The sequence below is a fragment of the Gordonia sp. CPCC 206044 genome, from assembly GCF_048537895.1.
Taxonomy (GTDB): domain Bacteria; phylum Actinomycetota; class Actinomycetes; order Mycobacteriales; family Mycobacteriaceae; genus Gordonia.
Genome location: NZ_JBCLVL010000024.1, coordinates 1 through 26454 on the forward strand (window position 1 = coordinate 1; position 26454 = coordinate 26454).

Consider the following 26454-nt stretch of genomic DNA (forward strand, 5'->3'; position numbering starts at 1 on the left):
CTGCGGGTTCTGCCAGTAGCCCTTCATCATGTTCGGGCCGCGGTAGACGATCTCACCGACCTCACCCTGGGCCACATCGTTCATCTCGGGATCGACCACGCGAGCGGTGACTGCGGGTACGACCTTGCCGATCGAGCCGAGCTTGCGCAGCGCGTCGCGACCGTCGAGAGCACAGGTGATCGGCGACATCTCGGTCTGACCGAACACCGCAACGTTGAGCGCATCGGGGAAGGTCTCGCCCATCGCCCGCAAGACCGTGTCAGACGCGGGCGCGGCACCCCAGCTGATCACGCGGAGCTTGAGGTCACGCGGCTTGGCCTGTTGCGCCGCACACACCGCCTGCCACTGGGCGGGCACCAGGAAGATCGACGTGATGCCCTCACGCTCGAGCATGTCGAGCATGTCGTCGGGATCGAAGGCGCCGAGCGGGTGGATCACCGAGGTCGCGCCCATGTAGAACAGCGGGGTCATCGCACCCAGACCGGCGATGTGGAACATCGGTGCCACACATGCGCCGATGTCGTCGGCGCTGGTGTGCAGGCACTGGATGCAGGTCACCGCCTGCGCCTGCAGGTTCTGGTGGGTCAGCATGGCGCCCTTGGGCTTTCCCGTGGTACCCGAGGTGTACATGATCATCGAGATGGTGTCCTCGGGGATGTCGATCTCGGGGAGATCGGACGAATCCTCGGCGACCAGCGCCTCGAAGTCGAGGTGCGCCTCGTTCTGGGTCTCCCCCACGACGATCGTCGCGTCGATGGCGCCGGTCGATGCGGCGACCGCGTCGGCCAGCGGAGCGAGCATCGACTCGGTCACGATGACCTTCGCTCCGCTGTCGGACACGAGGAACGCGATCTCCGCCGGGCTCATACGAATGTTGACCGGAACCGGGATCGCACCGATCAGGTTCGCACCCAGGACGGCTTCCACGTACTCGCTGCGGTTGAGCAGCAGCACCAGGATCCGGTCCCCGAAGCCGACTCCGCGCCGGTTCAGCGCCGCGGCGAAAGCTTGCGTGCGCTCGTCGAGTTCGCGCCAGGTCGTGGTCTTGCCGAGGAACTTCAGTGCGGCTCGGTCGGGGGTCATGAAGGCGTGGCGGCGAACCTGGCTGTTCCAGTGGTTACGCCGGGAACGCCACGGCTCGGTGGTGAGATCGCTCGCGGTGTCAACTGTGGCGGTCATCGGGTGCTCCTTGTCATGTGACGCGGCGTCGGTCACGAATTGTGCTGAGTAGGGGGTTGGTTCGGAATCACTTCTTGGCGGCGCCGGCAAAGGCGGTCATCGCGGCCTGGAACTCGGGAGACTGCAACAGCGCGGTCTGACCGTCCAACTCGCGATCGAGCGCTCCCTCGAAGTCGCTCAGGCTGTGGGCATCGAGCGCCGCCTTGGTCAGACGCAGCGCGCTCGACGACGTCGCGGTCAGCTTCGCCAGCGTCTTCTCCACGAGCTCGTCGAGGGCGGCACGGTCGGCGACCAGCTTGGTGATCAGACCGGCGTCGAACGCCTCGCCGGCAGGCAACTTCTCACCGAGGAGCGCCATCGCGTTGGCTCGGGCACGCCCGACCGACGCCGCGACCAACATCGACGCACCACCGTCGGGCATCAATCCGATGTTGATGAAGGCCAGCAAGAAGTAGGAGCGTTCGGTCGCGAACACGAGATCGGAAGCGAGGGCGAGTGAGGCGCCGATCCCGACGGCCGGACCGTCGACCGACGCGACGACCGGCACCGGCACGCGACGTACTGCTCGCGCGAGGTCGGAGCCCGACGAGATCACGCCGCGCGCCTGCGCCGGATCCAGTCCGCCACCGGCGTTGGACCCGGCGACCTGCGCGATGTCGACGACGTCGGCACCCGTGCTGAAGCTGCCGCCCACTCCGTCGATCACCACGACTCGGACATCGTCACGCTGCGACCATTCGTCGAGCGTCGCCATGATGACGCTGCTCGCCGCGCCGTTCAGAGCGTTCATCCGATGCGGTCGGTTGATCTCGATCCGCGCCACCCCTCGGTCGTCTACACCGACGCGGATCTCGTCGTCACCACTCACCCGTACTCACCCTCGCTTCCCGCAGATCTCGGCCACGTCGGCCTGAGGTCTCGACCACACACTACTATCACAGTGCGATACAGATCACGAGAATACTGATTAACTTATTCCAACGGAAGAGGCCGTTTTCCTGCCTGTTCAACGAACTCAATGGAAAACCAGATCGTGAACGACAACTCCGGATAGGCTTCCAACCCATGACCGCCCGCCCACCTGCTGCCGCGCCGTCGACACCGACCCGCGCGACCCGTCGCCGCCCCGCCGATCGCCGTGACTCGATCCTGCGGTCGGCGGCGAAGGCGTTCAGCACGAACGGCTATCACGCGGTACGTCTCGACGACATCGCCTCGGACGTCGGCATCTCCACGCCCGCGCTGTACCGACACTTCCCGAACAAGTACGCGCTGTTCGCGGAGACGGCGCGGACCCTCGCGGACGCCCTCGCCGAGGCGACCGGCTCGGTACCCGTCACCCCGGACGATCCTCAGCAGGAACTACGCGGGTTGCTCACCGCGTTGACCGGCGCATCGGTCGAGCACCGACGATCGGGCAGCCTCTACCACTGGGAGGCCGATTACCTGCACCCCGAGGACGCCGACCACGTGCGGCGCATCGTGATCGGCCAGCACCGACGCATCCGGGCGACGCTGATGGGTGTGCAGCCCAGCGTCGACCCCGTGACGGCCGATCTCATCACCGCTGCGATGACCAGCGTCGTGGCCAGCCCGGCGACACACCGGGCTACCCTGCCGGCACGCCAGATCGAGGAACTGATCACCGATGCCGCACTCTCGCTGGCGATGGTGACGGTGCCCGAGGAACCGGCCGAACCCCGTCTCACCTCGGCCCCCGGCCTGGCGCCGAACTCGAAACGTGAAGTGCTCCTGACCGAGTCGATCCGACTGTTCGCTGCCCACGGGTTCCACGAGGTCACCATCGACGACATCGCCACCGCGGCCGAGTTGCCGGCCTCCGGCGTCTACCGACACTTCGACAGCAAGGCGGCCATCCTGTCCGCGGCGTTCTGGCGGGCATCGGACCGGGTCACCACACTCATCGCGGACGCCCTGTCGTCGTCGCAGACACCACGTGAGGCGATCGTCTCGCTGGTGACGCGCTACGTCACCCTCTGCTCGACCAACAACGACATGCTGAGCGTGTACGTCTCCGAGATCGGCAACGTGCCCGGACCACAGCGGCGCGAACTGCGCAACCAGCAGCGCATCAACGTCGAGGAGTGGGCCGCCTGGGTCGGCCGAACCCGCTCCGAGCTCTCGCCGGTGCAGTGTCGCTTCCTGGTGCAGGCCGCGCTCAACGTCGCGATCGACCTCACCCGTCTGCGGCGCGCACCCTCAGCCGACCAGATCTCGGCACTGTGCATCCGCCTGCTCCTCGGCGACGGGACGGCCTAGCCGAAACCGAGGGGTGCACGGCCGACGGTGCGTCAGGCGGTCGGTCGTCCAGCCGGCTCACTCAGACCGTGTCGAAATCCGAGAGCAACCAGCGTCCGTCCTGCCGCACCAGGGTCACCTTGACCCGCGACTGATACGGAATCCCCTGGGGCACCTGCGCACTCACGTCCGGAGATCTGACCGTCTGGTCCAAGGTCACCAGCACCACGGCCTTGGAGTCGGAGATGGACTGCAGTCCCGCCTCTTTGGATTCCGCGTGGGAGGTGCCCTGGACACTAGCGTTGCCGCGGCGGGCGTCCTGCGACGACGTGATGTAGGTCTTCGCGAACTCCGGGGTCGAGATCCCCTGGATACGACGGTCGAGGTCCGCATAGTCCTTGGGGTCGTAACTCGCGAGTTGCGCGGCATAGTCGCGAGCGAGATCCATGGTCTCCTGGCGCGCGGCTTCGGTCGGGCCTGCGGCCTGATCGTCGGCGCGCACCGCAGCGTAGGCGAACCACGCCGTCGACACCGCGAGTGCGACGACGAGCACCGACAACACGATCAGCGCGATCGTGGTCTTGCCCGGCCGCCGCCGACGACGCACGGGCTCGACGATTCCCGGCGTTCGGTCGGATGGGGCCGCGGACCCCGGTGCGGACTCCGATTCTGATTCGGGCTCGGACTTCGGCGTGGGCTGGTCAGCGTCGCTGCGGTCACCGCCACCGCGTCGAGCGGCGCGTTCGGCCTTGCGTTCGGCCTCCTCGCGGTAGCGTTCCCGATTGGAACGGTTGGCCGCCAAGAAGTCGTCACCGTCGAGTGGCGTCACCTCGTCGTCGACGGACGACGGCGAACCGGACGGTCGCGTGGACTTGGGCATGCGACCAATGTAGCGACCGGATCCGTGTGCCAGATCACCAGGAGCCATATCAGATATATGTTGGGTGTTAGTTTGGTGAGATGAGTCCGAGCACGACATCCCCGCGTGAACGTCTGCGTCGGCGGCCCCAGTTGTCCGAGGAAGTCGCCGCCCACCTTCGCGAGCAGATCATGACCGCCGCGATTCACCCCGGCGAGTTCGTGCGCATGGACGAGACGGCGGAACGTCTGGGCGTGAGCGTGACCCCGGTGCGGGAGGCACTGTTGACGCTGCGCGGCGAGGGCATGGTGAATCTCGCGCCACATCGAGGTTACGTGGTCAGCGAACTCAGCCGGACCGACGTGGAGGACCTCTTCTGGCTCCAGGGCGAGATCGCGGTCAAATTGGCGTTGCGCACCGCCGACGCCATCACCGCCGAACAGATCAAGGAACTCGAGGCACACAACGAACGGCTGAAGGCGGCCATCGCCGCCGGTGACGGCGATCAGGTCGCCACCGCCGAGTTCGAGTTCCACCGGGCGCACAACCACATCGCGTCCAGCGGCAAGCTCGCGTGGTTCCTGCTCAGCGCCACCCGCTACACCCCCTCCCGTCTCTACGCGACCGATCCGGAATGGGGTGAGGTGGCCATGGATTCGCACACCAAGCTGATCGAGGCATACCGCGGCGGCGACCGCGAACAGGTCATCGAACAGACTCGACGCCAGTTCACCGACGGCGCGAGCCGCCTGACGCGACACCTCGAGAACACCGGCATCTGGGATGGCGAGTCGGAATCGCACAGCCCGGGCTGAGTCACGAGAGGACGTCAGGTAGTCTCGATGACGCGCCGCCCAGGGCGGGGCTGGTCACCCCCGACGACCAGCCCCGCCCTGGGCGGCGCAGTCGTCTCCGTGGACCGTCCGGTCAGATGGTTCCGAGGTCCAGTGAGACCCACTGGTGAGGTTCGAGAACCACCTTGGTCTGGGGTCCGTGGTCGGCGGATGCGAACTCGACGTAGCCGGCGACCTTGTCGGCCGGTAGGTAGCGCGAGGCCATCTCGGTGAGATCGTCACGGGTGCCGTCGGTGTATTCCACGGCATCGCCGGACACCGAGACATAACGGATGGTCGGTTCGAGTGTGTCCACCATCAACGTGAATCGACCTGCCGCCCTGATCAAGTCGAGCTTTCTGGACTGCGTACCGGTCAGTAGCCACGGGCGGCCGCCCGGCTGGTACTGATACCAGATCGGTACCACCAGCGGCGCACGGCCGGGCCCCGCCTCGACCGACAACGCGGCTACGTGGGGTTGGGCGAGGAACTCTTCGCGTTCTGTTCTGTTGAGTGCCATGTCTCGACGGTAGGCACGACCTCCGACATCCGAGCCCGTTTGCGCCGTGCTGTGATGATTCGATGAGTGATGTCTCGCCCGCGCACCGCCGCGGCCCGGCCCTCGTGCCGTCAGCGACCAACAGCTTCACCTCCGATATGGGGCTCGTCTCCCTGCAGGTGAGCCGTGACCGATCGTTGATCCTCGCCGAACTCACCGACCTCCTGCGCTCACCGGCAGGTGCCGCGTCGCTGGGACTATTGATCACCGTTGTCGACTTCGTCGCATCCGATCCCGCACTCGTCTCGGCGGCCCCGGACTGGACTGCCACGCAGGATCTCTCGTTGCATACCGTGGACTGGTTGCGCGACGGGCCCATCGTCGTCGATTGCTCAGCCGTCCGTGTCGGTTCGAGGACCGTCGTGGTGGCGGCCGACGTCTATGACGCGCACGGCCGGACCGACCTTCGCGCCCTGGCCGCATCGCTCGGCGAGGTGCGCGACGGCTCCGGACCGACACCGGTCGCGCGCGGCCTCGTCACGTTCGCCCGGATTCCTCGCTCGGCGGCCGTCGACGCCGACGACTACACCCCGGACCGCTGGATCGGCGAGGTCCGTTCCCGTCCACACGTCCCGATCGAGACGTCCATCTACGACCGCCTGGGCATGCGCACCGTCGATGCCGGTGCAGGCGTCCTCGAGCTGGACCTCACCGCCTTCGTGGCCAACCAGATCGGGACCATCATGGGCGGTGCACAGGCACTACTGGTGGAGTCGGCCGCGCACGCGATGCGGCCGGGCATGGTCGCCACGGACATGCAGGTGCACTACCTGTCCCAGGTGCGAACCGGACCGGCCCGCACCCGCGGCACGGTCCTCCGAGACGGCCTGGGCCACAGCGTCCTTCAGATAGAGATCGTCGACGCGGGAGCAGACGATCGGGTGCTGGCGCTCACCACCGTCACCATGCAGCCCGTACCCTGACGTCACCGAGGCCCCGGGCATCCGAGACGACAACGCCCGCCACCAGGGGCTGGTGGCGGGCGTTGTGTGGCTCCCCCAACTGGACTCGAACCAGTAACCGTTCGATTAACAGTCGAATGCTCTGCCAATTGAGCTATGGGGGAATGCTCTCGAACCGAGTGCAAACTTTAGCGCATGGACCGCCCGGAGAACAAAACGCCTGTACGCGGTGACACCGGGCCCACCACGCGTCGCGCAGCCGACCGCCGAGTGTGCGGTAATGTGCTGCGTCGGGCACGCGTTGCCCACGGGGCGGTAGCTCAGTCGGTTAGAGCCGCGGACTCATAATCCGCTGGTCGTGGGTTCGAGCCCCACCCGCCCCACCACATCTGGGCGACTCGGCGACCGCGCACCCATCCACACTACAGTGAATTTTGTTTGGTATCGTCACGCACGCTCCGGGATTGCCTCCTCCCCCGACGGGCAATCCCGGGGCCCTCCGGACACGAACCGCTCCTGCAGCCGGCGGATGTAGTCACGCACCTGCCGCAGCTCCGCGGTCGCAGCCTGAGTACGTCGCGGCCCCGTCCGCGGATTCTCGATCTCGCTCACCAAACCGTCCGCAATGCGCTCGAGCTCCTGCACGAACAGTGCCGCCTGCGCGTTATCTGACCCATCCCCCACCTGCATAGCTTGCGAATGTACGTGACCTCCGACATCGACGCAGCGGTTGGGCAGAGGCCGGGAAGCCGCCGCAACCTCGCCCAGGATGCGGATCTCCCGGGCCTCGACCGCGCGGACGCCACTGCCACGCCGAATCCATTTGGCGCAGAAGTTAGTTCGCAACGCAAAAGAGAAACTCAGCTGATCTTCGAAATCCGTTGCAGGAACAGGACATCCATCGATCGAGACTGCGTCAAGACAGAGGCGAAGAGATGAAATCTCGCCCATGTCTCATCGTTCACTCACACAACACGTTGCCGCACAACCTATTTCGGCCGACACCCCAGCCGTCCGGGACCGTGGCGGGCAGCTTGCGCAATTCGCTCCGCGGGCGACGGCTTCGGAGTATCTTCGAGATCGTCACACCGCGCATCACCATCGAACATCGCCGTCCTCACGTCCAACCGCGTCCCGCGCCCGCTCCTCCTTCTCCCACTTCCTCAGCCCGTGAGCAGCCCCATGGCAGATCCGCCTGTCTCGACCCAGCCGCCAGCGACCCGACACCGCCGCGTATCGCGGTCGGGATGCTGCGCAGCGCTGGCCGCGACGGCACTCGCCGCGGCTTTTGCCCCCGGCGTCGCCACCGGCCACCCGATCGACGCGGCCTCAACGTTCAACTTGTTCATCCCGGGCACATGGGAGACGGACGCCTCAGCCGACCCGGCCCAGGAAACCGGCGCCCTGCGTCCGATCGCGGACCGGATCCGCCACGACCACGGCGACTCGGCCGTCGTCTACTTCCTCCCCTACGTGGCGCGCGCCTTCGACAACGGCGAGAGTTACGGCTCGAGCAAGGCGACCGCCGTCGCCAACGCCGCGCAGGTCCTGCGCGCTTTTGCCGACGACCACCCGGGTGCACGGTTCACCATCACCGGCTACAGCCAGGGTGCCGACGCCGCCGGCGACCTCGCAGCCGCCATCGGCAACGGCTTGGGACCGGTCGCCGCCGACGCCGTCCTCGCGGTCGCGCTGTTGGCCGATCCACGGGCCGGGACCTCCGGGGAAACCACCGTGGGGCCGCGTCCCGACGGCGTCGGCATCGCCGACCCTCGTCCGCAAGGGATGGGCAGTCTGGTCGGGCGGGTGTCGTCGATCTGCGACCCCGACGATCTGTATTGCTCGATCGACAAGAGGCGCAACCCCTTCCTGGGTCAACTCGGCACCGCACTCGGCAAGACCGCGGACGAGGCGACCGTCGCGGCCGACGAGGCGGCGACCTTCGCCACGACCATCGCCTCGATCGACGTCGTCGGCATCGTCCGGGGGTTCGAGTCCCTGCCCCGCGCCATCGCCGACGGTGACCTACAGGCAGCCCATGAGATCTCCGGTGACCTGAACGGTCGCCTCCGCCCCCTCGTGACCCTCGCCGACGCCGTCGACTTCGAACAGATCGCCACCGTCCTCGCACTCATCCCCGACAAGACCGGCTTCACAGCAGCCGCGTCCGTGCTCGCCCGGGCCCTGGCCCATGTCGACTTCATGAAGGCCGCCGACCTCGTCGGCCGCATCCAGGAGGTCACCTGGTCGGCCGTCGGCCCGGTTGCCGTACGCGCCGGCGCCAAGACACTGCCCGACTCGACGCCCACGACACCGGCCGACCTGGCACACCTCGGCCGCGAGCTCGCCTCGATGGCTTCCAGGGTGATCTCTCCCTCCGCCAAGGCCGACACCGAGATGGCCGTGGTCGCGCCCGATCTGAGCAGCATGGCGACCTCGGTCACCGAGATCTCCGCACGGTATGCGATCACAAACCCGCGCACGTTGATCCACGATGCGGTCAGTGCACGGGATTTCTACGAGGGCGACAGCCACAACCGGTACGGCTCCTTCATCGTCGACGACCAGGGACGCAACGCGATCACATGGTTCGCCGACTGGATCTCCGGACGTATCGCGGGCGCCTGAGCCGAGACACAGGGCCGACGACCTCGGCGGTCCGGAGTCCACACCGGTAGATCACGGATAGACGGTGATCTCCTGTCCGGTGCCGACATCGCGCCACGTGATCGAGCGGTCGGCGTTCATCGTGGGCACCCACCTTCCGCCATGCTTGCGCTGGTGATCGGGCCGGCACAGTGGGCCGAGGTTTCCCTCGACGGTCCAGCCTCCACCGCGTGGGTCGTCGTGGTCGAAGGGCACCAAGTGATCGAGTTCGCACTCCTCGGCCGGCCGACCGCAGAACGGATACACGCAGTGCCGGTAGATCCTGGTGACCTCCTCTCGTAAGGCTGTCGACGGTGCGTACGTGAGCGCTCCCGGTGGCGGGACGGTGTGTCCTCCATGGCCTGAGCGGTCCAGCGGCGGTGCAGGCCCGGCGTCATCGGCGGTCCGTCCGCTCGCTTCTCGGGCGGGCGCCTCGCGAAGGCGGCGCACACGCACTCGTGTCGCCTGCGCCGCGATCTCCTCGGCTTGCTTGCGGTCGATCGCCCCGTAGCCACGCAGATACGGGACGGGGATGCTCGGGTCGACGACGACCGTCACCTCGACGGCAGGCCCGTCATGATCGGTCGGCCTGTCATGATCGGTCGGCCTGTCATGATCGGTCGACGACGGGGCACTGCGCCGTTTGGGGCAGTCGTCGGCTCCACACTGACACTCCAACCGTCGGCCGGGCAGCCGATGGATATCCGCCAGTGCGGCCACGCGCTGCCGTCCGATCGACCGCGGACCCCGCGGGCACAGCCTGCGCGCGATGAGCGCTGCGATCCGCTTCTTCAGATAGACGCCGTGCTCGGCAGGAACGCATGCATCGATGGTCGAATGCCCTTGTCCCTCACTGACGATCGTCACGTTCTCGTGGAAGTCCGCGTACTGTTCGCGGCTGTCCACGGCGGCGTCGACATCGGTGTCGATGACGAGTTCATCAAGCTGGTCACGTAACACCGGGTCGGTCACCGGCCGCTCCGCCAGTTCGCGGACACGATCCCAGATGTCCTCGCGCCGGTCGCTGTCCACGCGCAGCAACGCGCGGGCCATGATCGTCACCCGGTTGACGCTGTACTCCCCGGCCAAGAACGCCAGACGTAGTCGGGGCAGTTCGGCGAGCATGCTCGCCAACTCGATCCACCGCCCGGCCATCGTCCTCGACACACCGAACCGCAGCGACACCTCACCGATCGCGATCTTGTCCGCGGCGTTTCCCACATGCGGGTTGAATCCCGATTCCTCGGCGATCAACCGTTCGAAGGCCGCCAGCCCCACCCGATGAGCGGAGAGGATCTTGCGGGCTGCGGCCTTGCGTTCGAGCCGTTGCGCGTCACGGCCGGCCGCTGCGAGGACCGATGCCGCACCGGACGACAGCACCGCGTCGTCGGCGGCGGGGTCGGTATAGCAGAACACGACAGACACCTTCGGGGAGGAGCGAACACGGAGAAACCCGCATCAACGTGAGCCCGCATCGAGTGACTGACCTGTATCAACTGAACTGCATCGACTGAACTACATGAACTGAACTATGTCGCAGGCTATCTCAACCCACCGACAACCCTGCGCTCGCCGATCACCACAGCGCCGATCACCACAGCCGCCGACCACGACAGCGCCGATCATCCCTAGCGACGACCCGGACGCACTTCGTCGTCGACGAACTCGATGCCCTCGGCCTCGCGGACGGCCCGGTTTCCGACGACGGAGTGGACATAGTCCACGATCCGGTCGACCGTGCTCAGCAACTCGAGGTCACGGCCGGGCACCCGGATGTCGAAGTCTTCCTCGAGTGCCACCATCAGCTCGACCGCATCGACGGAGTCCACGCCGTATTCGGCCAGGTCTGTGTATCGATCGACCACCATCGGCGGCAGTCCCACGATGTCCGACACCGCCTCGCGCACGAGCATCTCCACCTCGTCCTCGCGAGCATCGACCTTCGGTTGCCACAGATCATCGACCGGCAGATCATCGGCAGGCGTCAGCCTGCCCCCGAACAACAACCCCATGATTCCCCCACGTATCGGTGACGATGTGTCCTTCTCCCCAGCACGCAGTGTGCCATGCGATCAGTCGTGTGACTGAAAAACGTTCGGATTCCGAGCACTGGCACGCTGCCGTTACACCCTGCTACAGTGGTTCGTGTAGCACACTGCAACGGCGACTCCGGAGGACTCATGGCCGAAGCAACAGCCGACAAGGTGACCCGGTTCTCGGCTGCCCTGGTCAACGAGGCGAGCAACGAGGGCGCCCGTGAGCACCGCTCCGCCCGTCAGCAACTCGAACACTGGGCGCGCGTCGGCCAGGGCGTGTCGGCCCGTACCAGCGCCGCCCGTCGTCGGATCGAGGCCGCCCTGGCCGGGAACCTGCCGATCGGCTCACTCACCGACGAGGAGGCTGTCGTCTTCGACGCCGAGGTCGACGCGCTGCTCGAGGAACGTCTCGGTGCAGTTGACCACGTGGAAGTACGTGCTGCGCAAGGCTTCTCATCGGTCGCTGTCGATGATCAGGGCCGGATGGTCGAGTACCGGCCGGATGGGACCACGGTCGTCCTCGACTCGTGAGCCCGCGCCTGGATCTGGTCATCGGATGCAACGGGGCCGGTAAGACCACGCTGATCACCGAACACCTCGTCCCTATCTTGCGAACGCCGTTCGTCAACGCCGACGAGATCGCCCGACAGCGATGGCCCGACGCTCCGGCCGAGCACGCCTATGAGGCGGCGAAGGTGGCGGCCGACACCCGTACGGCACTGATCAAGCTCGATCGCTCGTTCATCGCCGAGACGGTGTTCTCGCATCCGTCGAAACTCGACCTCATCGACGACGCACACGATCACGGGTTCCGTGTCGTGGTCCACGTCGTGATGGTGCCCGAGGACTATGCGGTCGAACGTGTCCGTCTGCGCGTCGCCAGTGGCGGTCACCCGGTGCCGGTCGACAAGATCCGGCAGCGATACCGCCGGGTGTGGCCGCTGGCCGTGCAGGCCATCCGTCGATGCGATCAGGCGACCGTGTACGACAACCGCGGCCGACGGACCCGCATCCTGGCGCGCTTCTTCGACGGTGTCCCGACGTCGCCGCCGGACTGGCCGGACTGGACGCCGCACGACTTCTCCGAAGCCTGGCCGGCGCACATCAGCATCTGAGACCTCGTCAGGCGCCCGGGTCCACGGCCTGTTCGAGCAAGCTGCGCCGGTAGGCCTCGAGCGCGACGAGATCCCCGAACACGGCGTTGTAGCCGTCCGGGTCCTCCCCCGGCGCCATCCGCCGCAGCCGCGACTTGATGTCGGCGATCTGCGCGCCCACCCACACCTCCTGGAGGCGGGCCATCACGCTGGAGATGTAGCGCGGGATGTTGTCCTCGGCGACCGGCAGAGCCTCCACCGCGAGTTCGGTGACCAACGGCCCCACCACCGGATCGTCGATCGAGTTGTGCACGGCGTCCACCCATTCGGCGCCACCCATACCCGACGACGTTCCGCCGAGATCAGCCATCACGGTGCGGATACTCGCGTAGGCGGTCTCGGTGAAACACTCCACCGGCAGCGAGTCGAAGACCGTTCCGGCGATCGCGGGATACTGCAGCGCGGCCTTGAGCGCCTCACGCTGTGGCCACAGCCGCGGATCCGTCGCTATCGGACGAGTCATCAACGGCTCGGACTGCGCCTCGGGACGCTGGCGCCGCATCGACGTGACGCGCTCACCACGGGCACCGTTGCCGGTTGCCCGCGCGAACCGTCCGCCTTCCTCGCGGACACGGGAGAGCACCTGGCCGACGTCTTCCCAACCGACCCAGCCCGCCAGCTGGCGGGCATATTCGTCGCGCAGGGCGATGTCCTTGATCCTGGCCACCACCGGAACCGCCTCGCGCAGGGCGTGCACACGTCCCTCCGCGGTGTCCAGATCGTGTGCGGCGATGAGCGTCTTGATCGCGAACTCGAACATCGGCACCCGTCGTGCGATCAGGTCGCGGACGGCGGCGTCGCCGTTGTTCTGCCGGAGTTCGCACGGATCCATCCCGTCGGGGGCGATCGCCACGAATGTCTGGCCTGCGATGCTCTGCTCCCCTTCGAAAGCCTTGAGCGCGGCCGCGACTCCGGCGTCGTCTCCGTCGAACGTGTAGATGACCTCACCGCGGAAGTAGGAGTCGTCCATCATGAGGCGGCGCAGCAGAGCGAGATGGTCCTCACCGAACGCTGTACCGCACGACGCGACGGCCGTGGTGACACCTGCGAGATGCATGGCCATGACGTCGGTGTAGCCCTCGACGATGACCACCTGGTGGCCCTTGGCGATGTTCTTCTTCGCGTGGTCGAGACCGAACAGCACCTGAGACTTCTTGTACAGCATGGTCTCCGGCGTGTTCATGTACTTGCCGAGGTTGTCGTCGTCGAAGATCTTGCGGGCCCCGAAGCCGATGATGTCGCCACCGAGATTGCGGATCGGCCACAGCAACCGCCGGTGGAACCGGTCAATCGGTCCCTTGCGCCCCTGCTTCGACAGCCCGGCCGCTTCCAGCTCACCGAACTCGAACCCTTGGGAGAGAAGGTGTTTGGTCATCGTGTCCCACCCGGCCGGGGCGTAACCGCAACCGAACTGGGCGGCCACCGCAGCGTCGAAATCCCGCTTCTTCAGATAGTCGCGGGCCGGCGCGGCCTCCGGTGACTCGAGTTGCTGGGCGTAGAACTTCTGGGCCGCCGCGTTGGCGGCGACGAGCCGGGCGCGCGTGCCACGATCGCGGATGATCGCGGTGCCGCCACCTTCGTAGTGGATCTGATAGCCGATCCGGTCGGCGAGCTGCTGGACCGCCTCGACAAAGCTGACGTGCTCCTGCTTCTGCAGGAAGCTGTAGACGTCACCGCCCTCGCCGCAGCCGAAACAGTGGAAGTGCCCGTGATTGGGACGCACGTGGAACGACGGTGTCTTCTCGTCGTGAAACGGGCACAGGCCCTTGAGGCTGTCCGCTCCGGCCCGCCGCAACGCGACGTACTCGCCGACGATGTCCTCGATGCGTGTCTGCTCACGGATTGCCGTGATGTCACGATCGGGGATTCGGCCTGGCACGCCGACCAGTGTAGTGATCGCGCCGCAGCGGCCGTGTCCCCTATCCCAAATGCGCTTGAGCGCCGGAGTTCTGTTTGTCGGTGCGCTCGAGTCTGCCCTCGGTCATCGAGGCGATCTGATCGACGATGACGCGCAGTCGGGCCGCATCGTCGGCGGCCTGCTGCCAGAACGGCACGAAGATGGGATCCAGACCACCGGGGGCCGCCGCGGTCAACCAGATCGCGACGCGGTGGATGCGTTCGCGCTGACGCTGCTGATTGGCCTTGTGTCGCTCGTTGGAGAAGATGTAGCGCAGCGCGAGTGTCTTGAGGATCGCGACCTCAGCGGCCACCAGGGGCGACACGGTGAGGTCGGCGTCGTAACGGGAGATCGACCGATCGCCGACCACGTCTCGGGTACCGGTGATCGCGGCCGAGGCGAACCGACCGATGAGTTCGCTGGTCAGACGCTTGAGCCGGACAGAGGCGTCGAGACTGCCGTCGAAGCGCCCGACGGCGCGCACGATATCCATCTGCGACAACCGGTTTGCCGCATCGATGAGCGGCTCGGGTTCCAGTTCCGGAAACTCCTTGACACCGATCTCGGCGAGCGCGCGCTGATCGGCCGGATCTCCCAGGGTCCGCAGGTCGATGCGTTCGGAGATGACGCCGTCCTCGAGGTCGTGCACCGAGTAGGCGACGTCGTCGGACCAGTCCATCACCTGCGCCTCGATGCATCGCCGATCCGCGGGCGCGTCCCGTCGCACCCAGTCGAGCGCTGCGGCATCGTCGTCGTAGGCACCGAATTTCGTCGATGGTGGCCTGCGTGTCCACGGGTATTTCAGGGTCGCGTCGAGCGAGGCACGGGTCAGGTTGAGGCCGGCGCTGCGCCCGTCGTCGTCGAGGAGTTTCGGTTCCAACCGGGTGAGGATGCGCAGATTCTGCGCGTTGCCCTCGAAGCCACCGATGTCGGCGGCGACCTCGTTGAGGGCGCGTTCGCCGTTGTGCCCGTACGGCGGATGGCCGATGTCGTGCGCGAGCCCCGCAAGCTCCACCAGGTCGGGTTCACAGCCCAACCCGATCGCTATGCCACGGCCGATCTGCCCGACCTCGAGCGAATGGGTCAGGCGGGTGCGCGGGGTGTCGCCCTCGCGGGGACCGACGACCTGCGTCTTGTCGGCCAGGCGGCGCAGGGCCGCCGAATGCAGGACCCGTGCACGATCACGCGCATAGTCGCTGCGGTGATCGGTGCGGGTGCCGGGCAGACTCGCGACCTTGGCGCCCTCGGGCACGATCCGTTCGACGGCCTCGTCGCCGTAGTGCGCCGTCGGTGGGATGCCGGTGGACGGTGCGCTAGTCAACCCATCCCCGGGCGACCGCGAAGTCGATGACGCGCTGGCGGATGGCGATGATCTGACCGGCGGTCAGGTCGTCGTCGGAATCGAGCAGCAGCTCGGTGATCTCCTCGGAGATCGACGACGAATCGACCGAGCCGCCACCGTGTCCACCCCGGGGACGTCGGCCGCGATCACCGCGATCGCCCCGATCACCGCGGTCTCGACCGTGATCGTGGTTGTCGCGACGATGTGCACGAGCGCTCGCCGCGTCGTCGGCCGGTGCCGCCTCGGTGACGGCCACGTTCACGGCCTTGCTGCCCCGGTCGGTCTCCTCGACGTCGAACTCGACCTTGGCGCCGGGTTTCAGCGAGCTCTCGTCGATGTCGATGTCATTGATGTGCAGGAAGATGTCGGCTCCGCCCGCCTCCGGTGCGAGGAACCCGAACCCCCGATTCGCGTCGTAATGGACGACCTTGCCGCTGACGGTCACTGCTGCACTCACTCTCCTCGTCGGGCGGGACCGGACCCCATGCCCGGGCGCGCGACAAACTCCACCCTCAACTATGACAGAAATCCGCAGGTCGAGCTGAGCTTCACGCCCCCACGAGCTTGCCGCCGAGATACTCGACGACCTTGTCGAGCGCGACCCGCTCCTGGCTCATCGTGTCGCGTTCGCGCACGGTGACGGCCTGATCGTCGAGTGTGTCGAAGTCGACGGTCACGCAGAACGGCGTGCCGATCTCGTCCTGACGGCGGTAACGCTTGCCGATGCCCTGGGCGTCGTCGAACTCCACGTTCCAGTACTTGCGCAGTTCGGCCGCGAGGTCCTTTGCCTTCGGCGAGAGCTTCTCGTTGCGCGACAGCGGCAACACGGCCACCTTCACCGGCGCGAGCCGGCGATCGAGACGCAGCACGGTGCGGGTGTCGGTGCCGCCCTTGGCGTTCGGCACCTCTTCCTCGGTGTAGGCATCGCACAGGAACGCCATCAGCGAGCGGGTCAGGCCCGCCGCAGGCTCGATGACGTACGGGGTGTAGCGCTCGCCGCTGGCCTGGTCGAAGAACGACAGGTCCTCGCCGGAGTGCTTGGAATGGGTCGACAGGTCGAAGTCGGTCCGGTTGGCGACACCTTCGAGCTCACCCCACGGATTGCCTGCGAAACCGAACTTGTACTCGACGTCGACCGTGCGCTTGGAGTAGTGCGAGAGCTTGTCCTTGGGATGTTCGAACAAGCGGAGATTCTCGGGGTCGATACCGAGGTCGACATACCAGTCGAATCGCTGATCGATCCAGTACTGGTGCCACTGCTCATCCTCGCCCGGCTTGACGAAGTACTCCATCTCCATCTGCTCGAACTCGCGGGTGCGGAAGATGAAGTTGCCCGGCGTGATCTCGTTGCGGAAGCTCTTGCCGATCTGCGCGATACCGAACGGGGGCTTGCGCCGCGCGGTGGTCATCACGTTCTTGAAGTTCACGAAGATGCCCTGCGCGGTCTCCGGACGCAGGTAGTGCAGGCCCTCTTCGTCGTCGACCGGACCGAGGAAGGTCTTGAGCAGTCCGCTGAACGCTCGCGGCTCGGTCCATTTGCCGGGCTGACCCGTTTCCGGGTCGTTGATGTCGGCCAGACCGTTGGCCGGCGGGTGGCCGTGTTTGGCCTCGTATGCCTCGATCAGATGATCGGCGCGGTAGCGCTTGTGCGTGTGGAGCGATTCGACCAGCGGATCGGTGAACACCTCGACGTGGCCGGATGCCTCCCACACGCGACGCGGCAGGATGACCGACGAGTCGAGGCCGACGATGTCCTCACGGCCGGTGACCATGGACCGCCACCACTGCCGCTTGATGTTCTCCTTGACCTCGACACCGAGCGGGCCGTAGTCCCAGGCGGAGCGTGTCCCGCCGTAGATCTCGCCGGCGGGGAACACCAGACCTCGACGCTTGGCGAGGTTGACGACGGCTTCGACTTTGGACGGGGCGGCGGCCACGATGATTCGCTCTCCACGGACGTTGGGACAACAACCCCTACAGGTTAGCCGCAGGCATTGCCGTTTCGAGAATCCGCAGGCCGTGGGCTCACATCCGACGCAGCGGTCAAATGACAACGACTTCCGATAAGATGGCGGGCATGGATTCCGCACCGCGACGCAGCCCGGACGTGACCGGCCTCCGCGACGCGAGCGCACGCGAGGCCGCCAGCGACCTGCTGCGTGCCCTCGCCTCCCCCACCCGCATCGCGATCGTGCTCGCACTGCGCGACAACGCCCAGTGCGTCCACGAGCTCGTCGGCACACTCCGGATCAGTCAACCGTTGGTGAGTCAACACCTCCGGGTTCTCAAGGACGCCGGCGTCGTCCACGGCAACCGCAACGGCCGTGAGATCGTCTACGAACTCGTCGACGAACACCTCACCCGCATCGTCACCGATGCACTCGATCACGCGAACGAGACCGACGACCAGGCCGTCGACGACCGTCCGTCGCATCCGGCGGCGCGATGAGCACCGCCGACGCCGAACGTCCGGTCACCGGGCAGCGGTCCACCAAACAGCGGGCGGCCATCGCCGACGCCCTGGCCGCCGGTGACGACTTCGTCTCCGCCCAGGAACTCCACGACCAGCTCAAGGCGCGCGGGCAGTCGATCGGTCTCACGACGGTCTACCGCAATCTGCAGGCGTTGAGTCAGTCCGGCCAGATCGACGTCCTGTGGGACGGGTCGGGCGAGACCCGCTATCGGCACTGCTCGTCCGGCCACCACCATCATCTGGTGTGCCGTCGCTGCGGCACGACGGTCGAGGTACAGGCCGATCCGGTGGAGAAGTGGGCGTCGAAGGTGGCCGCACTCCACGGGTTCTCCGACATCAACCACACCGTCGAGGTGTTCGGGTACTGCCCGACCTGTCAGGCCGGCTGAGCGTCGCGTTCAGTTCCCGGAGAGCCGTCGGGCCACGTCCGCGCCCGCCGACAACACGATGTGCAGCACCGTGAGAAGTGGCACGTCGCCGAGCGAACCCGCCGGGAAGGTGTAGTAGAGCAGCACGTCGGTGGTCACGCCCGCCGGATCGGAGCGACGAAGAGCTCCGAAACTCAACCCTGCATCACTGGATTCGACGTCGTCGCGCAGATCGTCGGTGTTCGGCAGATCCATCGCGACGAGCTGGGTCACCGTCAGCACGTCCAATCCGTCCGCGAGGCCCACCGCGCGGATCGACGCCCGCGTCGGGCCGACGCGCACCACCACCGAGTCCGCATCGGTCTCGCCCACGTCGCCGAGTTCGGCGACCAGATCGACGACCCGTGCCAGCAACGCCGCCGGGCCGGTGGAGGAATCCGTCACGTCGGCAACACTCCGCCGAACCGGCGATCACGCGACGCGTATTCGACGCAGGCCGCCCACAGGTCGCGGCGATCGAAATCGGGGAACAGCTTCTCCTGGTAGACCATCTCGGCGTAGGCGGACTGCCACAGTAGGAAGTTGGAGAGCCGCTTCTCGCCGGACGGACGTAGGAACAGGTCGACGTCGGGCATGTCCGGCTCGTCGAGGTAGCGCGCGAACGACGATTCGGTGATGCGCTCGGGATCGATCTCGCCTGCCGCTGCCCGACGGGCGATCTCCTTTGCCGCGTCGGCGATCTCGGCTCGGCCGCCATAGTTCACGCACATCGTGAGAGTCATCACCGTGTTGTCACGGGTGAGCTCCTCGGCGACCTCGAGTTCACGGATCACACTGCGCCACAGTCGAGGTCGACGACCGGCCCAACGCACCCGCACCCCCATCTCGTGCATCTCGTCGCGGCGCCGTCGGATCACGTCCCGATTGAAGCCCATCAGGAAGCGGACCTCCTCCGGACTGCGCGACCAGTTCTCGGTGGAGAACGCGTACGCCGACAGCCAGGTCACCCCGAGCTCGATACATCCGCACACGGTGTCCATGAGCACCGCCTCGCCCTGTTTGTGCCCCTCGGTGCGCGGCAGCCCCCGATCCTGTGCCCATCGCCCGTTGCCGTCCATCACCAGCGCGACGTGCCTGGGGATCAGTTCGGGTTGAAGTCTCGGCGGACGCGCACCGCTCGGATGCGGGTCGGGTGGGCGAACGGTGACGGGCGTCGAGGTGGCCGGTTGCCTCTTGGAACCGGGTCGTAGCGCCATCAGCCGTCTCCTCTCACGCGGTGTCCACCAGCCTATGAGGTGCTTCGCGTTCGATGAGTGGCAGGGTTCGCAACTGACGTTCCAGGTGCCATTGCAGATGGGCGGCGGTCAGTCCGCTGGCCTGTCGTCGCTGCGAGGTGGTGACCTCCACGGTGTGCTCCCATTCGCCGCGGAAGAGCGCGTCCATCAGATCCAGCACACCGGGTGACGGGGTTGCCGCCCCCGGCGGCCGACAGTGGATGCACACCGCCCCACCCGCGGCGACATGGAATGCCCGGTGAGGTCCGCGGCACCCGCACCGGGCACATTCGTCGAGCGTCGGCATCCATCCGGCGCAGTGCATCGCCCGCAGCAGATAGGCATCCAGGATGAGTTGGTTGTCGCGGCGGTGCTCGGCCAATGCCGCCAACGCGCCGACGGTGAGTCTGTGCAGTTGCGCGGCGGGCGCCCGCTCTTCGCCTGCCAGCCGCTCCGCGGTCTCCAGCACCGCGCACGCGGTCGTGTAGCGGCTGTAGTCGGCGACGATGGCATCGGCGAAGGCATGCAGCGTGTGCACCTGGGTCACCACGTCCAGGTTGCGGCCCGGATAGAGATGGACGTCGACGTGGGCGAACGGTTCGAGCCGCGCACCGAACTTCGATCGGGTCCGCCGAACTCCCTTGGCAACCGCACGCACCAGCCCGTGCTCCTGGGTGAGCAACGTGATGATGCGGTCGGCCTCCCCCAGCTTGTGCTGGCGCAGCACCACCGCGTCATCCCGATAGAACCTCACGTCTGTGATTCTTTCACGTCACCGAGCCGACGCACCCCCACACGCCATGGCGGCACGAATGCCGGTCGCCCCCGCGCACGACCGCGGTCAGGAATCCGCCAGCTTCGCCAGCCACGGCGGCAAGGTCATCCCACCCGGATAGCGGTGCCAACGTTTGCGGTCGTAGAACTTGGTGCCCAGCACACCCAGCAGCAGACCGACCAGCAGACCGATGGCGCACTGGATGACCGATCGGCCCAGTCCCGCGTCGAAGTCCGCGTCGAAATAGAGGATGGCGCGGACACCGAGATAGACCAGGTGCATCGGTTCGATGTCGGCGATCCACGCGAACAGGCGCGGGCTGGCCTCCAACGGCACGGTGCCACCCGACGACGGCAGCCCCAGGATCACGAAGAACGCCAGGTTGAGGACGAGTCCGGGGTTGCCGAACACCGCCATCATCGAACTCGCCGAGATCCCGACGGCCGAGATCGCCAGCACCGAGAACATCCACAGGGAGAAGGCATTCGGCAGTGATGTGCCGACCGCCGCGCAAACGCCGATGAACAGCGCCGACTGGATCACCGCGACGAGCACCATGATCGTCCACTTGGCCGCGAGGGTGCCCCACCGCGATATCGCGAGTCTGGCGCGCAATTGGTAGAACGGCCCGTATTCGATCGGGGTCTGCCCCAGCATCGCGTCGACGACGATGCTGACCATCATCGCGCCGGTGAAGCCCGCCAGGATGAGCAGCAACGTGATGTAGAACGCCGACAGGCCGTTGCCCGAACCCTCCGGAAGCGGATTGGGTTCCACGACCTTGACGTCCACCGGGTTCGAGATCGCCAGCTGCGCGGCACCGGAGAACGCGACGTCTGCTTTCGCCAGCTGGCCGCGCACCGTCTGGACCAGCTGCTCGCCGATCTGCTCGTTCACCTGTGTCGACATACGTTCGGCGAAGGTGGTGGTCACGGCCGACGCGAAGGCACCCGATCCGCGGTTGATGAAGACGTCGATGGCCATCGGATCGGGTTTGGCCTGTAAGACCGCCGACTGCCCGAGCGCCACCGCACGGTTGGTGAAGTTGGCGCCGATGACGACGACGCCGTACACCTTTCCGGAGTTCAGCTCGTTGAGGGCTGTCGTCCGATCTGTCGGGGTGACGACGATCCCGCTCTCGGCAGCCGTGGAGACAACCCCTTTGGCGACCTGGTCGCCGATGTTCTGATGGGTGGTGCTGCCGTCGGCATTGCTCACGTCTCCACCGGAGTCCTCGTTGACGAGCGCGATCGGGAAATCGTGCAGATTTCCTTCCGGATCGGCGACGGCACCCATGTAGAGCGCCGCCATCAACGACATCACCACCAGAACAAGTGCCAAGGGGGCGAGCCAGAATCGGGGCGACCGGACCACACCGGCGATGGTGGTGCCGGCCTCGGCTTCGTGGTCGGGCGCCTCGTGTTCGCCGATCTCGGGTTGTTCGGCGTCGGTACTCGTCTCCTCGTGCCGGCCCATCCGATCTCCACCTCTCCCCGACCCCTGTGGTCAGAAGCCCATGCGCCCCAGCTGTTTCGGATCCCTCTGCCAGTCCTTGGCGACCTTGACGTGCAGGTCCAGGTAGACCTTGGTGCCCAGGAGCTTCTCGATCTGTGCCCGCGCGACGGTCCCGACCTCTTTCAGTCGTGACCCACGATGTCCGATGATGATGCCTTTCTGACTGTCGCGCTCGACGTACAGGATCGCGTGCACGTCCACCATCGACGGCGCCGCCACGGTGTTGTCATCTGAGTAGGCGTCATCTGAGTCCGCGTCGGACCCGCGCGGGATGACCTCTTCGATCACCACGGCCAGGGAATGCGGCAGTTCGTCGCGGACGCCTTCGAGAGCGGCTTCGCGGATGAACTCCGCCATCAGCACTTCTTCGGGCTCGTCGGTGAGTTCACCGTCGGGATAGAAGGCGGGTCCGGGCTCCATCAGCGACACGAGAACGTCGGTCAGCACGTCGAGTTGACGGCCCGACTTCGCCGACACGGGAACCACTTCCGACGACGGGCCGAGCAGTTCGGACAACGCGACCAGCTGGGCGGCGACCTTGTCCGGGGTGACCTTGTCGATCTTGGTGACCACGCCGAGCACCGTGGTCTTGGGCGCCATCTGGCGCACCTGGGTCACGATCCACCGGTCCCCCGGACCGATCGGTTCGTCGGCGGGGACGCAGACACCCACCACGTCCACCTCGGCGTAGGTGTCGCGCACCAGATCGTTGAGTCGCTGCCCGAGCAGGGTGCGCGGCCGATGCAGTCCCGGCGTGTCCACGAGGATGAGTTGCGCGTCGTCGCGGTTGACGATGCCTCGGATGGTGTGCCGGGTGGTCTGCGGACGGTTGGAGGTGATGGCGATCTTCTCACCGACCAACGCGTTGGTCAGCGTCGACTTCCCGGTGTTCGGTCGACCGACGAAACAGACGAAACCCGAACGGAACCCGGTCATCACACCGCACCGGTCCGGCCGGTCGGCCGGCCCGCCGTGTCGGTGAACACCGCGTACGCCTCCGAGCTGATCTCCGCGAGGGTCGCCAACCCCGGATCGTCGGCGGCCCCGTTGACCAGCACGGCCGCCTCGAAGGCACGCGCGCCGCTGGACAACGCGCTCGCCACGGCCACCTGCAGACCGGACAGGGTGAGGGTCGCGGTGGTCACCGGGGCACCGGCGTACGTGCGGCCGTCGCCGTCGCGCACGGCGGCAGCGGTGGCGGTCTCGGCCCGGGCCAGCGCGCCGCGCGCCAGCACGACGAGCTTGCCGTCTTCGTCGGTCAGCTCGGTTGGTCCGCTCTGCGGTGCCGTCACTGTCGGTCCTCGTTCCCGGTGGTCTCGGCTGGACTGGACATGGAGTATTCCGTATCGCGCGGTCCGGCCGACGCAGCACGCTCGGGAATGTCGGTGTCGACCCGGTCACGACCCGCCGTGGTGGTGTCTGCGGTCGCCTCGTCGTCGGGATCGGACACCCGACTCACCAGCACCGTGGTGATGCGCTGGCGGCCCCGGCGATTCGGACCGCCCTCCGCGACCAGCAGCAGGCCGTCGGCCTCCACCCGCGCACCGGGCAGCGGCACGCGACCGAGTTCGAGCCCGAGGAAACCGCCGACCGTCTCGACCTCGTCGTCGTCGATGTCGAGCCCGAACAATTCGCCGAGGTCCTCCACGGGAAGTCGCGCCGACACCCGGTAGTGGCCGTCGCCGAGGTCTTCGACCGGAGCGACCTCGTCGGTGTCGTATTCGTCGGTGATCTCGCCGACGATCTCTTCGAGTACGTCTTCGATGGTGACCAGCCCGGCGATGCCGCCGTACTCGTCGACGAGCATCGCCATGTGGTTGCGGGTGCGCTGCATGTCGGCGAGGACCTTGTCCAGTGGTTTGGAATCCGGGATGAACTCGGCTGGTCGCATCTGGTCGCGGACGGTGCCCGAGGAGACGGGCCCGCTGCTGGCCACCAGATCCTTCAGATAGACGACCCCGACGATGTCGTCGGGGTTCTCGCCGATCACCGGGATGCGCGAATGACCGGATCGCACGGCCAGATTCGTGGCCTGGGCAGCCGTCTTGTCGGCCTCGATCCAGATCATCTCCGGTCGCGGCACCATCACCTCGCGGGCGTTCGTGTCGCCGAGGTCGAAGACGGACTGGATCATGCGGCGTTCGTCGGCCGCCACCACCCCGGACGCCTCGGCGAGGTCGACGACCTCACGCAGTTCCACTTCCGTCGCGAACGGCCCGTTCCGATACCCCCGGCCCGGGGTGACCGCGTTACCGACCAGGATGAGCAGCCGGATCAGCGGCTTGAGGAGCACACCGATCCCGACCAGGACGGCCGCCGCGGGCAGCGCGATGCTGTACGCGTGCTGACGTCCCAGCGTCCGCGGCCCCACGCCGATCGCGATGTAGGAGACGAGCGCCATACCCACGATCGCGGCGCACAGCCCCCACCCCACGCCGAACGAGTCGGTGGCCGCGAGCGCGACGAGCGCCACCGAGGCGGTCTCGCACACCACCCGCAGCAGCACGGCAAGACCGACGTAGGTGCCACGGGAGTCGAGCACCGACGCGAGACGGGCGGCACCGGGCCGCTGCTCCTTCACCATGTCCTCGACACGGGCGAGCGACACGGTGGTCAAGGCGGCGTCGATCGCCGCGAACAGTCCGCCGAGCGCGATCAGGATGATCGCGGCGACGACGAACCAGACGTCGTCGGGCACGGTCAGTCGTCCTCGGAGACGGCGTTCTCGGTGAACCCGATGTTGGTCAGCAGCCGCGTGTCCCGATCGGATTGACGCTGTTCCTGCGCGCGACGGTGCCGTTGCGCATAGAACTCCTCGAGGATGCGGTTCTGCAGCCCGAACATCTCCTTCTCCTCTTCGGGCTCGGCGTGGTCGTAGCCGAGGAGGTGGAGCACACCGTGGATGGTCAACATCGACAACTCGTACTCGAACGAGCGTCGCGCCGACTTCGCCTGTTGCGCAGCGAATTCCGGACAGAGAACGATGTCACCGAGGATTGCGGGGCCGGGTTCGGCGGCGTCGGGCCGACCACCCGGCACGAGCTCGTCCATCGGGAAGCTCATCACGTCGGTCGGGCCGGGCAGGTCCATCCACTGCATGTGCATGTCCGCCATGACCTCTTCGTCGACGCACAGCACCGACAGTTCGGCCGCGGGGTTCACATCCATCGCGGTGACGGCGAACCGGGCCGCCGAGACGATCAGGTCGGCCGGCACCTCTACACCGGACTCGTTGGCCAGTTCGATGCTCATGAGCGTCGTCCGTGGTCTGCGGCGCGGCGGGCCGCCCGGTTGCCGGGCAATCGGTCGGCGTCGCGCAGACGGTCACCGCGCTGGTTCTCCTCGGCCCGACCGTAGGCGTCGACGATGTCGGCGACGAGCCGGTGCCGCACGACGTCACTGCTGGTGAGACGCGAGAAATGGATGTCGTCGATCCCCTCGAGGATGCGCGTCGCGGCCATCAGCCCGCTCTGCGCACCGCCGGGCAGATCCACCTGCGTGACGTCTCCGGTGACCACCACCTTGGACCCGAAACCGAGACGGGTGAGGAACATCTTCATCTGCTCACCGGTCGTGTTCTGCGCCTCGTCCAGGATGATGAAGGCATCGTTGAGCGTGCGGCCACGCATGTACGCGAGCGGGGCCACCTCGATGACACCGGCGGCCATGAGTTTCGGGATGGACTCCGGGTCGAGCATGTCGTGCAGGGCGTCGTAGAGCGGCCGCAGGTAGGGGTCGATCTTCTCGCTCAGCGTGCCGGGCAGAAAGCCCAGGCGCTCGCCCGCCTCCACGGCGGGCCGGGTCAGGATGATCCGATTCACCGACTTGGACTGCAGGGCCTGCACTGCCTTCGCCATCGCCAGGTACGTCTTGCCGGTGCCCGCAGGTCCGAGCCCGAAGACGATGGTGTGGTTGTCGATCGCATCGACGTAGCGTTTCTGGTTCAGCGTCTTGGGACGGATCGTCTTACCGCGGCGCGAGATGATGTCCAGCGACAACACGTCGGCAGGCGACTCCTCGGTGCCCTCGGACAGCATCGACACACTGTGCCGGACCAGATCCGGGGTCAGGGGTGTGCCCCGGCCGACGAGATCGACCAGTTCGGCGATCACGCGTTCGGAGGCGGCGACGTCGGCCGGTATCCCCGTCAGGGTGACCTGGTTGCCACGAACGTGGATGTCGGCAGGGAGCAGTTGTTCCAGGGTTCGCAGGTTGACATCGCTGGCGCCGAGCAGCCCGAACACCACCTCGGGAGAGATTTCCACGTTGGAGGTGACATTTCGGCCCGCAGGAGGTCCGCTCGTCGGCACGCTCACATCGGGGTTGTCGTCACTCACGTATGAAATCACTCCTCGCAGGGATCGGTCTCGGCGCATCGGCGCG

General features: G+C 66.8%; 28 protein-coding genes and 2 tRNA genes. 9 read left to right on the forward strand and 21 right to left on the reverse strand.

The window, feature by feature from the left end; translation table 11 throughout:
* On the reverse strand, window positions 1-1179 hold a 1179-nt coding region (locus AAFP35_RS25075), incomplete at its 3' end, for an AMP-binding protein (RefSeq protein WP_419224402.1).
* A 67-nt stretch (window positions 1180-1246) separates the two neighbouring features.
* The gene (locus AAFP35_RS25080; RefSeq protein ID WP_419224403.1) at window positions 1247-2047 is read right to left on the reverse strand and encodes an enoyl-CoA hydratase-related protein; all 801 of its coding nucleotides are present in this window, start codon (window positions 2045-2047) and stop codon (window positions 1247-1249) included.
* Window positions 2048-2244: 197 nt separating this feature from the next.
* Between AAFP35_RS25080 and AAFP35_RS25085 the strand changes: the two genes are divergently transcribed.
* Entirely contained in the window at window positions 2245-3459 is a 1215-nt protein-coding gene (locus tag AAFP35_RS25085; protein WP_419224404.1) for a TetR/AcrR family transcriptional regulator, read from the forward strand.
* Window positions 3460-3520: 61 nt separating this feature from the next.
* Here AAFP35_RS25085 and AAFP35_RS25090 read toward each other — a convergent pair whose 3' ends face one another.
* On the reverse strand, window positions 3521-4318 hold the full coding sequence (locus AAFP35_RS25090; protein ID WP_419224405.1) for a hypothetical protein: 798 nt from the start codon (window positions 4316-4318) through the stop codon (window positions 3521-3523).
* An 80-nt stretch (window positions 4319-4398) separates the two neighbouring features.
* Here AAFP35_RS25090 and AAFP35_RS25095 point away from each other — a divergent pair, with 80 nt between their 5' ends.
* Window positions 4399-5112 (forward strand): GntR family transcriptional regulator, encoded by a 714-nt coding sequence (locus tag AAFP35_RS25095; protein WP_419224406.1) that lies wholly within the window; start codon window positions 4399-4401, stop codon window positions 5110-5112.
* 112 nt (window positions 5113-5224) lie between these two features.
* Here the strand turns inward: AAFP35_RS25095 and AAFP35_RS25100 are convergent, their stop codons facing one another.
* On the reverse strand, window positions 5225-5650 hold the full coding sequence (locus tag AAFP35_RS25100) for a pyridoxamine 5'-phosphate oxidase family protein (RefSeq protein WP_419224407.1): 426 nt from the start codon (window positions 5648-5650) through the stop codon (window positions 5225-5227).
* Between the two features lie 62 nt (window positions 5651-5712).
* Between AAFP35_RS25100 and AAFP35_RS25105 the strand changes: the two genes are divergently transcribed.
* Entirely contained in the window at window positions 5713-6612 is a 900-nt protein-coding gene (locus AAFP35_RS25105; RefSeq protein WP_419224408.1) for an acyl-CoA thioesterase domain-containing protein, read from the forward strand.
* 67 nt (window positions 6613-6679) lie between these two features.
* On the opposite strand, the gene AAFP35_RS25110 is transcribed toward AAFP35_RS25105, so the two are convergent.
* A tRNA-Asn gene (locus AAFP35_RS25110) sits at window positions 6680-6755 on the reverse strand.
* Window positions 6756-6900: 145 nt separating this feature from the next.
* On the opposite strand from AAFP35_RS25110, the gene AAFP35_RS25115 reads away from it, so the two are divergent.
* Window positions 6901-6977, forward strand: a tRNA-Ile gene (locus AAFP35_RS25115).
* Window positions 6978-7038: 61 nt separating this feature from the next.
* Here AAFP35_RS25115 and AAFP35_RS25120 read toward each other — a convergent pair.
* The gene (locus AAFP35_RS25120; RefSeq protein ID WP_419224409.1) at window positions 7039-7542 is read right to left on the reverse strand and encodes a hypothetical protein; all 504 of its coding nucleotides are present in this window, start codon (window positions 7540-7542) and stop codon (window positions 7039-7041) included.
* 231 nt (window positions 7543-7773) lie between these two features.
* On the opposite strand from AAFP35_RS25120, the gene AAFP35_RS25125 reads away from it, so the two are divergent.
* Window positions 7774-9219 (forward strand): cutinase family protein, encoded by a 1446-nt coding sequence (locus tag AAFP35_RS25125; protein ID WP_419224410.1) that lies wholly within the window; start codon window positions 7774-7776, stop codon window positions 9217-9219.
* 51 nt (window positions 9220-9270) lie between these two features.
* Here the strand turns inward: AAFP35_RS25125 and AAFP35_RS25130 are convergent, their stop codons facing one another.
* Together AAFP35_RS25130 and AAFP35_RS25135 are read right to left on the reverse strand one after the other, a co-directional pair.
* Entirely contained in the window at window positions 9271-10653 is a 1383-nt protein-coding gene (locus AAFP35_RS25130; protein WP_419224411.1) for an HNH endonuclease, read from the reverse strand.
* 212 nt (window positions 10654-10865) lie between these two features.
* Complete coding sequence (locus AAFP35_RS25135; protein ID WP_419224412.1) at window positions 10866-11249, reverse strand: acyl carrier protein; 384 nt, start codon at window positions 11247-11249, stop codon at window positions 10866-10868.
* 168 nt (window positions 11250-11417) lie between these two features.
* Between AAFP35_RS25135 and AAFP35_RS25140 the strand changes: the two genes are divergently transcribed.
* Window positions 11418-11804: a TA system antitoxin ParD family protein gene (locus AAFP35_RS25140; RefSeq protein ID WP_419224413.1), complete on the forward strand. Its 387-nt coding sequence runs from the start codon at window positions 11418-11420 to the stop codon at window positions 11802-11804.
* Window positions 11801-12388 (forward strand): zeta toxin family protein, encoded by a 588-nt coding sequence (locus AAFP35_RS25145; RefSeq protein WP_419224414.1) that lies wholly within the window; start codon window positions 11801-11803, stop codon window positions 12386-12388. Before AAFP35_RS25140 ends, AAFP35_RS25145 begins: the two co-directional genes overlap by 4 nt.
* 7 nt (window positions 12389-12395) lie before the next feature.
* On the opposite strand, the gene dnaG is transcribed toward AAFP35_RS25145, so the two are convergent.
* The 4 genes from dnaG to AAFP35_RS25165 all read right to left on the reverse strand — a co-directional run bounded on the left by dnaG (window position 12396) and on the right by AAFP35_RS25165 (window position 17603).
* Window positions 12396-14306 carry a DNA primase gene (dnaG, locus tag AAFP35_RS25150; protein WP_419224415.1) on the reverse strand — a complete coding sequence of 637 codons (1911 nt, stop codon included), beginning with the start codon at window positions 14304-14306 and terminating at the stop codon, window positions 12396-12398.
* A gap of 40 nt (window positions 14307-14346) precedes the next feature.
* Window positions 14347-15645, reverse strand: coding sequence for a deoxyguanosinetriphosphate triphosphohydrolase (locus AAFP35_RS25155; protein WP_419224416.1), 1299 nt, complete (start codon window positions 15643-15645; stop codon window positions 14347-14349).
* Window positions 15638-16111 (reverse strand): cold-shock protein, encoded by a 474-nt coding sequence (locus tag AAFP35_RS25160; protein ID WP_419224445.1) that lies wholly within the window; start codon window positions 16109-16111, stop codon window positions 15638-15640. The genes AAFP35_RS25155 and AAFP35_RS25160 overlap by 8 nt, the downstream gene beginning before the upstream one ends.
* 103 nt (window positions 16112-16214) lie before the next feature.
* Window positions 16215-17603, reverse strand: coding sequence for a glycine--tRNA ligase (locus tag AAFP35_RS25165; RefSeq protein WP_419224417.1), 1389 nt, complete (start codon window positions 17601-17603; stop codon window positions 16215-16217).
* A 140-nt stretch (window positions 17604-17743) separates the two neighbouring features.
* Between AAFP35_RS25165 and AAFP35_RS25170 the strand changes: the two genes are divergently transcribed.
* Together AAFP35_RS25170 and AAFP35_RS25175 are read left to right on the forward strand one after the other, a co-directional pair.
* Complete coding sequence (locus tag AAFP35_RS25170) at window positions 17744-18115, forward strand: ArsR/SmtB family transcription factor (protein WP_419224418.1); 372 nt, start codon at window positions 17744-17746, stop codon at window positions 18113-18115.
* Complete coding sequence (locus AAFP35_RS25175) at window positions 18112-18528, forward strand: Fur family transcriptional regulator (protein ID WP_419224419.1); 417 nt, start codon at window positions 18112-18114, stop codon at window positions 18526-18528. The genes AAFP35_RS25170 and AAFP35_RS25175 overlap by 4 nt, the downstream gene beginning before the upstream one ends.
* A gap of 9 nt (window positions 18529-18537) precedes the next feature.
* On the opposite strand, the gene AAFP35_RS25180 is transcribed toward AAFP35_RS25175, so the two are convergent.
* The 9 genes from AAFP35_RS25180 to AAFP35_RS25220 all read right to left on the reverse strand — a co-directional run bounded on the left by AAFP35_RS25180 (window position 18538) and on the right by AAFP35_RS25220 (window position 26408).
* Window positions 18538-18951, reverse strand: a complete 414-nt coding sequence (locus AAFP35_RS25180) for a hypothetical protein (protein WP_419224420.1) — start codon at window positions 18949-18951, stop codon at window positions 18538-18540.
* Window positions 18948-19763: an isoprenyl transferase gene (locus tag AAFP35_RS25185; RefSeq protein ID WP_419224421.1), complete on the reverse strand. Its 816-nt coding sequence runs from the start codon at window positions 19761-19763 to the stop codon at window positions 18948-18950. Before AAFP35_RS25185 ends, AAFP35_RS25180 begins: the two co-directional genes overlap by 4 nt.
* 13 nt (window positions 19764-19776) lie before the next feature.
* Window positions 19777-20535, reverse strand: a complete 759-nt coding sequence (gene recO, locus AAFP35_RS25190) for a DNA repair protein RecO (RefSeq protein WP_419224422.1) — start codon at window positions 20533-20535, stop codon at window positions 19777-19779.
* An 87-nt stretch (window positions 20536-20622) separates the two neighbouring features.
* Entirely contained in the window at window positions 20623-22032 is a 1410-nt protein-coding gene (locus tag AAFP35_RS25195; protein ID WP_419224423.1) for a YhgE/Pip domain-containing protein, read from the reverse strand.
* A 30-nt stretch (window positions 22033-22062) separates the two neighbouring features.
* Window positions 22063-23007 (reverse strand): GTPase Era, encoded by a 945-nt coding sequence (era, locus tag AAFP35_RS25200; protein WP_419224424.1) that lies wholly within the window; start codon window positions 23005-23007, stop codon window positions 22063-22065.
* Entirely contained in the window at window positions 23007-23363 is a 357-nt protein-coding gene (locus AAFP35_RS25205) for a cytidine deaminase (protein ID WP_419224425.1), read from the reverse strand. Before AAFP35_RS25205 ends, era begins: the two co-directional genes overlap by 1 nt.
* Window positions 23360-24769 (reverse strand): hemolysin family protein, encoded by a 1410-nt coding sequence (locus tag AAFP35_RS25210; protein ID WP_419224426.1) that lies wholly within the window; start codon window positions 24767-24769, stop codon window positions 23360-23362. The genes AAFP35_RS25205 and AAFP35_RS25210 overlap by 4 nt, the downstream gene beginning before the upstream one ends.
* A gap of 2 nt (window positions 24770-24771) precedes the next feature.
* Window positions 24772-25323, reverse strand: coding sequence for an rRNA maturation RNase YbeY (ybeY, locus tag AAFP35_RS25215; RefSeq protein ID WP_419224427.1), 552 nt, complete (start codon window positions 25321-25323; stop codon window positions 24772-24774).
* Window positions 25320-26408, reverse strand: a complete 1089-nt coding sequence (locus AAFP35_RS25220) for a PhoH family protein (protein WP_419224428.1) — start codon at window positions 26406-26408, stop codon at window positions 25320-25322. Before AAFP35_RS25220 ends, ybeY begins: the two co-directional genes overlap by 4 nt.
* Window positions 26409-26454: the final 46 nt, after the last annotated feature.